General features: G+C 57.6%; 14 protein-coding genes. 9 read left to right on the top strand and 5 right to left on the bottom strand.

All coding sequences use genetic code 11. The features are described 5' to 3' along the window. Positions 1–47: 47 nt before the first annotated feature. On the bottom strand, positions 48–635 hold the full coding sequence (locus JXQ78_RS07240) for a 2Fe-2S iron-sulfur cluster-binding protein (protein ID WP_330630110.1): 588 nt from the start codon (positions 633–635) through the stop codon (positions 48–50). Between the two features lie 165 nt (positions 636–800). On the opposite strand from JXQ78_RS07240, the gene JXQ78_RS07235 reads away from it, so the two are divergent. Further along, positions 801–1,253, top strand: a complete 453-nt coding sequence (locus tag JXQ78_RS07235; RefSeq protein WP_330630109.1) for a VanZ family protein — start codon at positions 801–803, stop codon at positions 1,251–1,253. Positions 1,254–1,256: 3 nt separating this feature from the next. Here the strand turns inward: JXQ78_RS07235 and JXQ78_RS07230 are convergent, their stop codons facing one another. Beyond that, complete coding sequence (locus tag JXQ78_RS07230; RefSeq protein WP_330630108.1) at positions 1,257–2,096, bottom strand: ABC transporter permease subunit; 840 nt, start codon at positions 2,094–2,096, stop codon at positions 1,257–1,259. Then, positions 2,093–3,013, bottom strand: a complete 921-nt coding sequence (locus JXQ78_RS07225) for an ABC transporter ATP-binding protein (RefSeq protein ID WP_330630107.1) — start codon at positions 3,011–3,013, stop codon at positions 2,093–2,095. Before JXQ78_RS07225 ends, JXQ78_RS07230 begins: the two co-directional genes overlap by 4 nt. A gap of 167 nt (positions 3,014–3,180) precedes the next feature. Between JXQ78_RS07225 and JXQ78_RS07220 the strand changes: the two genes are divergently transcribed. The 3 genes from JXQ78_RS07220 to JXQ78_RS07210 all read left to right on the top strand — a co-directional run bounded on the left by JXQ78_RS07220 (position 3,181) and on the right by JXQ78_RS07210 (position 5,876). After that, positions 3,181–3,894 (top strand): Yip1 family protein, encoded by a 714-nt coding sequence (locus tag JXQ78_RS07220; RefSeq protein WP_330630106.1) that lies wholly within the window; start codon positions 3,181–3,183, stop codon positions 3,892–3,894. 90 nt (positions 3,895–3,984) lie between these two features. Then, positions 3,985–5,133 (top strand): molecular chaperone DnaJ, encoded by a 1,149-nt coding sequence (gene dnaJ / locus JXQ78_RS07215; RefSeq protein WP_330630105.1) that lies wholly within the window; start codon positions 3,985–3,987, stop codon positions 5,131–5,133. 38 nt (positions 5,134–5,171) lie between these two features. After that, positions 5,172–5,876 (top strand): hypothetical protein, encoded by a 705-nt coding sequence (locus JXQ78_RS07210; protein ID WP_330630104.1) that lies wholly within the window; start codon positions 5,172–5,174, stop codon positions 5,874–5,876. Here JXQ78_RS07210 and JXQ78_RS07205 read toward each other — a convergent pair. Beyond that, positions 5,867–6,841: a CPBP family intramembrane glutamic endopeptidase gene (locus tag JXQ78_RS07205; protein WP_330630103.1), complete on the bottom strand. Its 975-nt coding sequence runs from the start codon at positions 6,839–6,841 to the stop codon at positions 5,867–5,869. The genes JXQ78_RS07210 and JXQ78_RS07205 overlap by 10 nt on opposite strands. 38 nt (positions 6,842–6,879) lie before the next feature. Continuing rightward, positions 6,880–8,847 (bottom strand): AMP-binding protein, encoded by a 1,968-nt coding sequence (locus JXQ78_RS07200; RefSeq protein ID WP_330630102.1) that lies wholly within the window; start codon positions 8,845–8,847, stop codon positions 6,880–6,882. Positions 8,848–8,994: 147 nt separating this feature from the next. On the opposite strand from JXQ78_RS07200, the gene JXQ78_RS07195 reads away from it, so the two are divergent. From JXQ78_RS07195 to JXQ78_RS07175, 5 genes are all read left to right on the top strand, one after another. Further along, positions 8,995–9,609 carry a GNAT family N-acetyltransferase gene (locus JXQ78_RS07195; RefSeq protein ID WP_330630101.1) on the top strand — a complete coding sequence of 205 codons (615 nt, stop codon included), beginning with the start codon at positions 8,995–8,997 and terminating at the stop codon, positions 9,607–9,609. Positions 9,610–9,680: 71 nt separating this feature from the next. Next, positions 9,681–11,363, top strand: coding sequence for an acyl-CoA mutase large subunit family protein (locus JXQ78_RS07190; RefSeq protein WP_330630100.1), 1,683 nt, complete (start codon positions 9,681–9,683; stop codon positions 11,361–11,363). Between the two features lie 38 nt (positions 11,364–11,401). Continuing rightward, positions 11,402–11,785 carry a methylmalonyl-CoA epimerase gene (gene mce / locus JXQ78_RS07185; protein WP_330630099.1) on the top strand — a complete coding sequence of 128 codons (384 nt, stop codon included), beginning with the start codon at positions 11,402–11,404 and terminating at the stop codon, positions 11,783–11,785. Positions 11,786–11,877: 92 nt separating this feature from the next. Continuing rightward, positions 11,878–12,327: a hypothetical protein gene (locus JXQ78_RS07180; protein ID WP_330630098.1), complete on the top strand. Its 450-nt coding sequence runs from the start codon at positions 11,878–11,880 to the stop codon at positions 12,325–12,327. A gap of 481 nt (positions 12,328–12,808) precedes the next feature. Further along, on the top strand, positions 12,809–13,297 hold the full coding sequence (locus tag JXQ78_RS07175) for a deoxyuridine 5'-triphosphate nucleotidohydrolase (RefSeq protein ID WP_330630097.1): 489 nt from the start codon (positions 12,809–12,811) through the stop codon (positions 13,295–13,297). The last annotated feature ends 8 nt before the right edge of the window (positions 13,298–13,305 follow it).

Genomic DNA, 13,305 nt, shown 5'->3' with positions numbered 1-13,305 from the left:
GTAGTTGCCGCCGGTTGGTTTTATAGGTTGTGAGTCGCTGCGCTCGCTTACGGTGATTCGCCGGTCTCGATCGAGAGATCTGCGGTGGGGTATGCCACACAGGTGAGTGTGTAGCCATCGGAGAGCTCTGCTTCACCGAGCATCTGGTTGGTGTGGTGTTCGACGTACTCTTCTGCGTGGCCGTCCGTGATGTGGCCTGCACAGGAGATACACTGTCCCTCACGGCAGGCGTATGGCATGTCCCAGCCCTCGTCTTCGCCGGCCTCCAGGATCGTGGTGTTTTCTTTGACGTCGATCGTTTCGCCCTCTTTGACGAATTCGACTTCGAAGGTTTCGGCTTCGTCGTCAGAAATTGAGGCCGGTGAGTCGTCGGCCGCGCCAGCCCCTTCGTCGCCGGCTTCGAGTTCGCCCTCGGCGTCAGTTTCACCTGGGATAGCCCCACCGACAGCACCGCCACCGATCGATCGGCTCATCGGCTCGGGAAAGCTCGTCTCGGGGACGCTCGCGGCACGGTGTTCCATCACTTCGTCGGAGATATCGTCTCCAGGCCGCCACGACGTTCCTTTCGAGAAGTGGAGCACTGCCACCGTCAGGGTGAACAGGAGCCCCAACCCGAACCCCAGTGTGTCTACCATGCTGAGCGGTTAGGCACAAGTGTTTAACAGAGTTGCGAAAGCTCACAACGCTTCGGGTCGATCGGACGGTTTGACTGCGTTGTCGGTGTGATCATCTGATCGTGAACAACGACCGTAGCTGTTGGCCACAATGAATTTCATCTGATCGGTCCTCACATACTGACGATGCCATCCATCCAGTTGCGGCTTCTCTCCGATCGGACGCGCTACGCCATGGTCGCCGTCGTGGCCGTTCTGATCCTGGTCTTCTCACTCTCACACACACCCGTTCCAATGGAAGATCAGACCGAATTCTGCCGCCAGCCGGGCGTGATCTGCCTGACAGAGGGGCCGTTCGGGCTGGTTGATGCCGACAAATGGGTGCATGGGTTTTCCTATGCCGGACTGACTGCTGTGCTTGCCTACGCAGTGGTTGCCCCAGCGGAGCCGCCAATTCGACGGCGATTGGGCTGGGTCGGTATCGTCGCCGTCAGTTATGGGCTCCTGATCGAACTGCTCCAGTGGCCGACCGCACGCGAACTTGATCCGTTCGACGGGCTTGCAAACACCGTCGGCGTACTCATTGTGGCCACACTCTGGTGGCTCACCCGGTCGCACGTTGGCTTCGAATCGAAATGAGACTCAGATATCCATCGACTGGAATCGGAGATAGCCAATCGCCAGCGGGACGATCATCCAGACGAACAACACCACCACTGCGACGTACCACTGCAGAAACCACGGATCGTCAGCGGTGACGGCGAACTGCTGTGCCGGCCCCTGGAGGTCGAGCATGGCAGTGCTCACCCGTGAGAACGCGCCGCCCGGGCTGGCCTGGGAGAAAAGCTGATACCAGTCTGGCTGCGCTCCCATCGAAAACGGAGTCCCCTCAATGATCCAGTGAAGCCCAATCCCGATCAGTCCCCACCCCCAGTTTAACACGACGAACAGACCAACGACGCCGGCGGTGGCCTTCGTTTTCGAACGGGTCAGAGACGAAACAGCGATTCCGAGGCTGACGTAGACGCCCCCAAACAGCACGGTGAGAAGAACGTACTCGACATAGACGACCGGCGAAAGTTCCGCATACAGCGCCAGCACGATTCCCAGTGCAGCGATGAATCCGAGCAGCGTCGCGATCGTCATCACCACGAATCGACCGACGAACTTGCCAAACACCACGTCGGACCGTTTGTGAGGCTCTGAGAGCAGTAGCTTGATCGAGCCACTCTCTAGCTCGCCCGAAATGGCGTTGAATCCGAGCATCAAACCAATAATTGGAACGAACAGCCCGATCGGCGTCCCGAGAAACGAAATAAGCTCGAGTGAGAGCTCTCCAGTTCCCGGTCCGATCTCCGGAATCAACGTGTAAATGTACGCCACTCCGGCGGTGAACAGCACATAGAGCACGACGACGACCCCGAGCATGCGTGATCGACTGGTATCCCGAAGATCCTTCATCGCGATGCGGGTGAGACTCATTGGGCCACCCCAGACTCGTCGCTCGTGTAGGCGACGAACAGATCTTCGAGCGAGGAGTCGTCCGTTTGAACGTTTTTCACCGTCGCGCCGGTCGATTCGATCGCCTGCAGGACGGTCATCTTCGCGTCGTCTGTGGTGTCGATCGTCAGCTTTGAATTGGAGAATTCGACCGAGGAAACCCCGCCGATCGGCCGGATCTCTCGTTCGATCCCCGGCGGTGCGTTCTCCACGGTCACCTCGATCGTGCTCCGTGAGTCGATCGATGATTTCAGCCCGTCGATCGTGTCTTCGGCGATGAGCGATCCGTCGCGCAGAATACCAACCCGGTCACAGACCGCCTCGACCTGTCCCAGAATGTGACTCGAGAAAAAAACCGTCGCTCCACGGGCTGCCTCTGCTTCGATGATGGTGCGCATTTCTCGAGCTCCGGTGGGATCGAGACCAGTGGAGGGTTCATCGAGCAACAACAGTTCAGGCTCGCCAACGAGCGCCATCCCAAGCGCCAGTCGCTGGGCCATCCCCTTCGAGTAGCCACCAGCGCGCCGGTCGGCCGCGTCGGCGATTCCCACCCGCTCTAAGATCACATCCGGATCATCTCCAGCACCACGGGAAGCGATCGAATACTCTAGATGCTCACGGCCCGTGAGTCGCCCGTACAGCTGATAGCCGTCGGGCAACACGCCAGTCCGTGCCCTGATCTCGGTGGATTCTTTTCGGGTGTCGTAGCCCAGGACGGTGGCCTTCCCGCTCGTCGGCCGGACGAAATCGAGCAATACGTTGATTGCTGTCGATTTTCCCGCCCCATTCGGACCGAGAAAGCCATAGATCTCACCGGATTGCACCGTCAAATCCAGCGAGTCGAGCGCAGTGACGCTCCCAAACCGCTTGGTCACGTCGCGCATTGCAATGGAGACCATATCTGCATATCTGTCTGTGTGATAATAGTTCATGTGTTCGGTGGCTATGGAGTTACAGTGAATTGTTCAGCTATTGGGGGCGAAAAGTGGCTAACTACACAATTTATTGTTATATTAAGGTGGTGGTAAGTGAAAGGGTATAATAGTGGGACCAACAAACTGCCATCATGGACCGGCGCTCTTTCATTACCGATCCAGAGTCGTTTTTCGGTGCCCGTAAGGAGAGTCCTTCCCTCCTCGCCCCTGCCCTCATCGTGATCGCGACGGCGGTGCTCGCGGCTGTTGCGATCCAACCGTTCGCGGAGTTCACCAGTCAAATTGGCCAAAAGGTGTTCGAAGAGGGCGCTGGCACGTTTACCCCACCCACAGCGGAGGGGACCGCCACCGCCCCACAGGTTGACCCCGAAGCAGTTGGTGGATTTGTTGGGGCGGTTGCGAAAGGTGCGATGACGGTGTTCGCATTCTTTGGGCCGCTGGTAGGATGGGTTCTGTACTCGCTGTTGTTCTATGCGGTTGCCAACTATGCACTTGATGGGACTGGCTCGCTCGGCGGAACGTTCGCGTTCGTCGGCTGGGGATTCGTCCCCGAAGCGCTCACGAAGATCGCCAACGCCATTGCGAACTACGTGGTCTACGGCGGTGTGGCCGTTCCCGAAACACAGGCTGAAGCCCAGGCGCTACAGTCTTCACTCCAGACGGATCCACTCTTGCTCGGTGCGACCGTTTTCGGCTTCATCATGTTTCTCTGGAGTGGCGTTCTCTGGACGATTGCGATGGAGAAACTCCACGATCTCAACCGACAGAACGGTTTCATTGCGATCGCGATTCCGTTTCTCATCATGCTGGCGCTCAGGCTACAGGACATTCTGGCCTTTTTATAGCGCCGTTTAGAGCAGTTTCTCACAACCAAATGGTCTCTCGTCCGGGAGCCGTTCTTTTCAAGTATCTCAATGGCCAATACTCACTAACGAATGACCGACGATTTTTACGATATCCTGGGGGTCTCTCGTGATGCGGACGAGGATGCGATCAAAAGTGCGTTCCGGAAAAAGGCGGCCAAGTATCACCCGGACGTGAGCGACGATCCGAACGCCGAAGAAAAGTTCAAACAGGTAAAAAAGGCAAAAGAAGTGCTCTCCGACGACGAGAAACGCCAGGCATACGATCAACTCGGTCACGAACGGTTTGAGGAGGCAGAAAAACGCGGCGGCTTTGACGGTGGCCGCGGTGGCGTTGGGGGCGATCCGTTCGGTAACATGGGTGGTGCCGGCGGCAACATTGGGGACATTTTCGATCAGTTCTTCGGTGGCGGTGGCGGAAATGGACGCCGGCGTGGCCCCCGTCCCGGCAAGGATCTCCAGACCCGGATGACGATTTCGCTTGAAGACGCCTATCATGGCGTCGAAAAGCAGATGACGGTCACGCGTCCCGAACAGTGTGATGACTGTAACGGCACTGGGCACCCCCCTAGCGCGGATTCACGAACCTGTCCGGCGTGTAACGGGCAGGGCCAGCGGACGACCGTCCAGCAGACACCACTCGGGCGCGTCCAGCAGACCCAGCCCTGCCGCGAGTGTGAAGGCACGGGGACGATCCACTCCGAAACCTGTTCTAGCTGTCGTGGCAACGGAACGGTCAGAAACGAGACCCAGCTCACCGTCGACATTCCGGCCGGCATTCAGGACGGCCAGACCCTTCGACTGGAACGCGAGGGCGCACCGAGCGAAAGCGGCGGACCAAACGGCGACTTACTCGTCGAGATCACGGTTGAAGACCATCCGGAATTCGAACGCGACGGCGCTGATCTCCACCACCGTCTGGCGGTTTCGTTCCCGCAGGTGGTGTTTGGTGCAGAGGTTGAAGTGCCGACGATGGACGGTGCAGCGACGTTCGACGTCCCCGCCGGCACACAGAGCGGCGAGCAGTTCCGGCTTCGCGGCAAGGGAATGCCACGGCTCCAGCGGCGTGGCGACGGTGATCTGTTCGTTCACGTTCAGGTTGTTACCCCCGAGTCGATGAACGACGAACAGCGAAAAGCGCTCGAAGCGTTCGCCGAGGCGGGTGGTGAGGAGATTGACGTGAAGGAGGGCTTTTTCGAGAAGCTGAAACACTCGTTCTGAACCGAGCGGTTTTCGAGCATACGAGACGAACGGCGGCCATGGCGATCGATCGGCTCGGTGGACTCGTGGCCAGAGAACGGCGATCGAACGAGCCCGCACTGCTGGGTGCTGCGAGCGGCCGGGAGTACGATTACCGTCGGTTCTGTACCACCGCCTGGAAAGTGGGCAATCTGTTGCGCCACTACGGGGTCCGTGCTGGTGATCAAGTGGGCCTCCTTGAACCCGACGCGCCGGAATCGATTTTCACACTGCTGGGAGCCAGTCTGCTGGGTGCATCCGTTTCGGTCAACGGGGTCGATCGAACGAAAGCTATCGTGGGCCCGACCGATGCTGTCTCGGCCCTTGACTCCTCGACCAGACGAATCGGCTATGGATCGGTGCCAGCTCAGCCTACCGTCGCTCACTTCGAGGGTGAGGTCTGGAGCGAGAACCCGACAGCACCACCGGATTCCGTCGAGCCGACCGCAACGGTGCTAGAGACGGCTACCGAGCAGTACACCCACAGTGCACTGTTGACCCAGGCCAGAGCACTCTGTGAGGGCCACGAAATCGAGCCAGATACCACCGTCGTACTCCGTGAATCGCTTTCAAACCCAGCGACGATCGTCGGTGGCGTCATCGCTCCGTTGCTTTCGTGCGCAACGATTGCGTTCCCGGCTCAAGACCGCGTTGGTGACGTTGCGATCGGGGCGAACGGTGCTCCAGAGCCACGCCACATTCCGCTGTCTGCGGTTCACTTCTGAGTCGGCTCGCTCATTGGCAACGCAAACGAGCCGTCTCGAAGCAGTAACCAGCACGCAAGCAGCGCGAAGGGTATCGAGCCCACGACGCCGGTTATCATCGGTCCGATGAGATACTGGGGCATATCAACATCGAGAAGAATGACCAGTGGCGTCGTGGTGTTGATGACGGCGTGTCCGATTACGGCCGGCCAGACGCTCTCACCGCGGAGCGCTATCCAGGCCAGAAACACGCCCACTACGATCGTGAAATAGCACATCAACACCGCGCCCAGAATCGGCGTGCCGGGATAGTTGTGCCCCTGAATCGTCAGCGGCCAGTGCCAGACGCCCCAGATTACCCCGGAGAGAACGATTGCACGACGGTCGCCGAGTGCCAAGAGCTTTGGAACGAGATACGCCCGCCAGCCGAACTCCTCGCCGAACGTCGCGATCGATGTGATGGCAGCGTCGATCGTCAGCGCACCCACCACGAGGAGGCCAAGCAAGGCCAACGGATCGAGTGATCCCCCTGGGAGCCCCACCTGTCGCGCAAACGCTTCCAACGACGAGAACGTTGGATCGAACTGCGACGGCATGAGGAGAAAATAGAGCGCGCCCCCGAGCGCGATGAGGACTGGTGGACCAAGCCAGCCCAACAGATACCAGCGCCAGTTCGATCGCAGTCGTGGCCGAACGAAGAGCCGATCGCGGCCCTCACCGGTGACTAGTCGCGTGATGATGACACCGATAGCGGGACCAAACATGTACAGCGGAAGCAAGATAGTTGCGTATTTGACACCGGAAAACGCCTGCTGACTCTCCAGACCAATCCCGCCTGTCAGGTATAACACGACGGCAACGAGCCACGAAAACCCAAACGTTACCACGAGATAACAGCCGATTCTGCGCCACTCGAGCTGTCCGGATTCAATATCGTCGATTTCCACCGGAATGAGCGTGTCTGTACTGGAGGGCCTATCTTCCATATACTGACATTTACACGCCGGCTATGATAGTTCTTCGCCTACCTGGCATCTTCGAGGCGATCGATCGCGTCCGGATTCTCGATGCTCGAGAGATCACCGAGCTCCTCGCCGTTGTACACCGCCTCAATTGCCCGCCGGACAATCTTTCCTGACTGTGTTTTGGGAAACGCATCGACAAAGAGAATTTCCCGCGGGCGGAACGGCTTGCCAAGTTCGGTCCCGACGAGTTCAGTCAGCTCCTCGCGGAGGGTGTCGCTTGCATCGATCCCCTCCTCGAGAATCACATAGCTGACGACGGCGGTGCCAGTGGTGTCGTCGTCGGCTCCAATTGCGGCGGCCTGATTGACGGCCTCGGATTCTAAGAGCGCTCCTTCGACCTCTGCTGGACCGACCTTCCGGCCGGCCACGTTGAGTGCATCGTCAGCGCGTCCGTGCAGGAACCAGAAGCCGTCTTCATCCTGCTGTGCCCAGTCGCCGTGGTCCCAGAGCGGTGGCTCCTCGAACGTGGACCAGTACTCGGCGAGATACCGGTCGTCACCGGACCACAGCGACTTCGTCATTGAGGGAGCTGAATCCCTCGCGACGAGATAGCCGCGTTCGTGGTCCTCTACGACGCTTGTACCCTCCTGATCGACGATGTCCACCGCCATTCCGAGCCCTGGTTTTCCGAGCGTACATGGTTTGAGCGACATGCCCGGCAACGGCATGAGGAAACAGCCACAGATCTCGGTGCCCCCAGAGATATTGATGATTGGCAGCTCACCGTCGCCGACCGCCTCGAAAAACCAGTGCCAGGACTCTGGATCCCACGGCTCACCCGTTGAGCCGAGCAACCGGAGCGAGGAGAGATCGTGGCCATCAAGCCAGCCGTTGCCCTGCTTTCGCAGCGCGCGGATTGCCGTGGGCGAGATACCAAAGACCGAGAGCTTGTGGCGATCGATCATCTCCCAGAACCGATCGGGCTCGGGATAATCGGGCGCACCCTCGTAGATGAACACCGTGCCGCCGAACGTGTGGTTGCCGATCAGTGTCCAGGGGCCCATCATCCAGCCGATGTCCGACACCCAGAAAAAGCGATCACCAGGCGTGTGATCGAAGCCGAAATAGATCTCTTTGGCACACTGGAGCTGGACGCCCGCATGCGTGTGGACGATTCCCTTTGGCATTCCCGTCGTCCCCGAGGAGTAGAGCAACATCGACTCGTCCGTCGAGTCGAGCTCTCTGGTTTCAAACGACGGCGACTGCGATTCGACAGCGTCGTCCCACCACTCATCGCGGGATGGATCGAACGGCACGTCCACACCGAGTCGGTCGTAGACGATGGTGTGTTCGACATGTCCCGCCTGCTCGATCGCACGATCGGCCGCGTCTTTCAGGTGAATCTCGCTCCCACGGCGGAGAAAGCCATCGCCGGTGAACAGCACTGAACACTCAGCATCCGAAATCCTGGTTGCGGTCGCGTCGACGCCAAATCCCGAGAAAATCGGTACAGCGATCGCTCCAACCTTGAAACAGCCATACAGGATCGAGACGACTTCTGGAACCATCGGCATGTAGAGCCCAACGGTGTCGCCGGCCTCGATTCCCCGCTCGGTGAGCGCGTTCGCCACCCGGTTTGACTGTCGATACAGCTCGTGATAGGTGATCTCCCGAACGGTACCATCCTCTCCCTCCCAGATCGTCGCCACCGTGTTTCGGTGCTCGCTGTCGGGATGGCCGTGTCTATCGACTACGTTGTGCGCAATGTTTATTTTCCCACCGGGATACCACTCCGTGAACTGTGGCCCATCGCTTTGTGTGCGGACGTCGTCGTAGGGCTCGTAAAACTCGATACCGAGATATTCGACGAGTTCGTCCCAGAACCAGTCCAGATCGCGACTCCGCTCGATCAGCGCATCGATCCCCTCGATGTCGTGTGCTGCCATAAACTCGTAGACGTTCGTCGATTCGATCGTCTCCTGTGATGGCTCGTAGACGACGGTGTCTGTCGACGGTATATCGCTCATACTGGCGAATGCTATCGGATATCCAAGTAAGTTCCTATTATTACAGCACCCGAAAAATATCTCAGTGGCCAGATTCGTTGTGGCCAGTCCGCTACAATCGTTGGCCCCCGAAAAAGGCTTTTGTCGCCAGCAAGCCAACGATTCGATATGTATGTCCGGGACGCCAAAAACCGAGAAGAGGTCTGGTTACTGGATCACATCGAGGCGATGGGACTCGACGAGACGACGTTCCGGTCGCGCGATTATGTCATTGCATTAGATGAGTCTACCAACGAGAAGGCGGGCTTTGGCCGGATTCGCCTCCACAAAACGAGTGACTCGGACGAACGGACGCCGGGAGGCCAGGGCCCTGGCAGCGAGATCTGTGAGTTGACGAGCATTGGCGTGCTAGATGGGTGGCGACGCCAGGGCGTGGGAGCCCACGTTGTCGAACGACTCATCGAGATGGCTGGCGACGACGGTTTCGAACGTGTGTATGCGCTGACCGAGCAACCGACGTATCTCGCACAGTTTGGCTTTCGAACGATCGATATCGAGCGACTGCCAGCGGTGTTACAGCAGCGACTCGAAACGAAACGAGAAAATCTCGCTCCGGATGCCACGCCGGTCGTGATCGATGTGGATCGATTCGTGATGCCTGACCGACTTCGAGAGCGGTTCAAAACAGCGAGCGAGCAGCCCGAGACCGAAGACACCACCGAAACTGCCGAGGATTTCGGCATCGATCCGGACGCGGCCACGTACAAATACGATACGAGCTGATATCCTTTTCTTGGCTGGACAACGCGAACAACTCGCCAAGGTTTTAGCCTGCAGGTCGCCACGATTCGGGCATGTTTGACGAGGAGGACCTCGCATCGATCCGTGAGGGGTGCTCGGAATGGGAATCCGAGACCAGATCGCCCACGGTCGATCGATTCGGCGAACGCAAAGAGACGTTCACGACAGACACTGGGGGAACCACGGTTGCGCCGCTGTACACGCCGGCCGACATCGAGTCGTTTGACTACGACGACTCGCTCGGCTATCCAGGCGAACCACCCTACACGCGTGGTGTCTACCCCACGATGTATCGTGGCCGCCTGTGGACAATGCGTCAGTATGCCGGCTTTTCAACCGCCGAGAAGACAAACGAACGGTTTCATTATCTTCTCGATGAGGGCCAAACTGGCCTCTCGATGGCGTTCGATCTCCCAACGCAGATGGGATACGACTCGGACGCGACGATGGCCGCCGGCGAGGTTGGCAAATCTGGTGTCGCGATCGATTCGCTACACGATATGGAGACGGTGTTCGATGGGATTCCGCTGGATTCGGTCTCGACATCGATGACGATCAACGCGCCAGCCAGCGTCTTGCTCGCAATGTACATTGCTGTCGGTGACCGACAGGGCGTCGATCGGTCCGAACTGCGGGGAACGATCCAGAACGACGTGCTCAAAGAGTACATCGCCCGAAACACCTATATCTTCCCGCCGGAGCCGTCGATGCGCATCATCACGGATATCTTCGAGTTCTGTGCGGCCGAGGTTCCAAACTTCAACACGATCTCGATTTCGGGCTATCACATCCGTGAAGCCGGCTCAACGGCAGCCCAGGAGATCGCGTTTACACTGGCCGACGGAATGGAGTACGTCGAAACCGCACTGGATGCCGGACTGGATGTCGATGAGTTTGCCCCACAGCTCTCGTTCTTTTTTGCTTCGTACAACAATATCCTCGAGGAAGTAGCGAAGTTCCGAGCGGCACGCCGGCTCTGGTATTCGCTCATGGACGAACGCTACGGGGCTGAAAACGAGAAATCGAAACAGCTGAAGTTCCACACCCAGACCGCAGGATCGACGCTGACTGCCCAGCAGATCGAAAACAACGTCGTCCGTGTTGCCTACCAGGCGCTGGCGGCCGTGCTCGGTGGAACACAGTCGCTTCACACGAACGGGAAAGATGAGGCGCTCTCGCTTCCCACCGAAGAAAGCGTGCGAACGGCGCTTCGCACACAGCAGATCCTGGCACACGAATCCGGCGTGGCGGACACGGTCGATCCGCTCGCTGGCAGCTATTATGTCGAACACCTCACCGACGAACTCGAGTCCCAGGCGCGCGAGCTGATCGAAAAAGTTGACGCCCGCAATGGCATGCGCTCGGCGATCGAAGAGCAGTGGGTCCAGCGACAGATCCAGGATACCGCTTTCGAACGACAGCGAGAAGTCGAAGCCGGCGATCGGATCATCGTCGGCGTCAACGAGTTCACCGTCGACGAAGAGACAGATGAGGAGATCGAATCCGTGAACCCTGAAGATGAACGGGCCCAGATCGAGCGGCTGAACGATGTCCGCGCACAGCGCGACAGCGAAGCGGTCTCGGCCACACTCACAGCACTCAAAGACGCTGCACGAAGCGATGAAAATCTGCTCCCCTACATCATCGAGGCCGTCAAAGCGTACGCGACCACAGGTGAGATCTGTAACGCGCTGCGCGACGTGTTCGGCGAGTACGAACCGAACGTTTCCGTCTGATCCGGGCGTTTAACATCCGGGGCGGAATCTCCACAGGTATGGAGTTCGACCACGCAGGCATTGCTACGACCGACGCCGCCGGGCTGAGTGCGCTCTTCGGTGAGCTCTTCGACCTCGAAATCGCCCACAAAGAGCAGTTCGATGGACTCGACGTGACGTTTCTCGATCTCAATAACGGCTACTTCGAATTGCTCGAACCACTCGAAGATGGGACAATCAGCCGCTATCTCGACGATCATGGCCCAGGCATTCATCACGTCGCGCTTGCGACTGACGACATTCAGAATGCACTCGATCGAGCAGCACAACTGAACGTCGAACTGATTGATTCCGAACCGAGACCGGGTGCCTGGGGACATCAGGTAGCGTTTTTACATCCCAAATCCACCGGTGGCGTTCTCGTAGAATTCGTCGAACACTGAATCCGAAGTCCTTCATTAAAGATGAAAAAATAAATTATTACTTGTAGATGAGTAGGGAAACATTTACGAGCCTTCGGAATAGCCTCTAGGTTATGTCTAGTTCCCGCAATTATTCAAGCCCTCCTCAAGATGATTCATTCATCTCTCGTCGGGGGACGTTGAACGATGCCTTTCTCGCACGCCGCGACCGAATGACCAGCGCCGATGATGAGCAACCCCTCGAATCCTCCCGACGACTACGGGTTGAGCTAAAAGCGGTGGTTGGCCGGAACATCTCAGCGTGGGATCTTACAACACAAGCAACGATACCAGCGGACGGCTGGACCACCTGGTCTGTCGGCGATCGCGAATACCGACTCAAACCATACGGCGTGGCGTTCGTCGGAGAAAACACCACAGATCGTGAGCCTGTCGTTCGGTTTGCCGTCGATCGCTTCGAAAACGGTCACTGGATCGAATGGAACAGCCACTGCTCAAACCGGTTCCACGATCTGAAGTGGAACGTGTCGTTCGAGATGCGATTTCTCGAATTTGACAACTGAGTTGTTCGACCGATGATATACATTATTGAAATATAACACAAACGCATTTGTGACCAATCGTTAGGTTAAAGCTGTGGGCGTACCAAACACATTTGCGCGCAGATACTATGGAGGAAGAATATGTTGATACGGTGTAATGAGTGTGGAAGTAAAAATACTGTAATAACTGAAAATAGAGACTTCATCAGGTGCCTCGAGTGCGGAAATACCGACGGATAGCATCACAGCGGACTTTTCGGGTGCCACACACACAAAATTGTGTAAATTCGTCCACTACCCCTAATGTCAGTCCAATATATCATAAAACATTCTCATCCACGAGATTCAGGGGGTAACAATCTTCCATAGATTTTTGAATGTTTATTGACTTGTATGGTGATGGTTGGGCTTTCAGCGTTGATTTCGACCGGGTGTCAATTTCAGTGTTCTGGGCAATACGCGGATAGAAACCATCATTTTGCCGGCGGTCGGATCAATTGCTATGTATCGAGGTGGAGCGTTCGTTCGCGAGCAGTGTGAACCGGTTGCAGACGGTCAACAACAGACCAATGGCATCGATCTAACGGTGTCTACAGTGTACGAACAGATCGATGCAGGACGGGTGAGTCGCGATGGCAAGTCGATCGGTGATCGACGAGAGTGCGATCAGGAGTCGCTGGCGGACGATCAACCGCCGACGTACTATCTCGAATCTGGTGGCTACATCGTCCAGTACGGAGAGACGATCTCGATCCCGGACGGTCACATTGGCTTTGTCTACCCGCGATCGACGTTGCTCCGGAACTCCTGTATGCTGAACACGGCGGTCTGGGATGCGGGTTACGAAGGCAAAGGTGAAGGCTTACTCGAGGTGCACCACGACATCGAGATCGAACAGGGCGCACGGATCGCCCAGCTGGTGTTGGCAAAGGCCAATCACGACGGCACGTACGAAGGGACGTATCAACACGAAAACGTCGCCACGGAGTGATAGCAGCG

Source organism: Halocatena halophila, from assembly GCA_027563145.1.
Lineage (GTDB): Archaea > Halobacteriota > Halobacteria > Halobacteriales > Haloarculaceae > Halocatena > Halocatena halophila.
The sequence above is the reverse complement of the archived record's forward strand: the minus strand, read 5'-3'. Positions and strand labels throughout refer to the sequence as shown.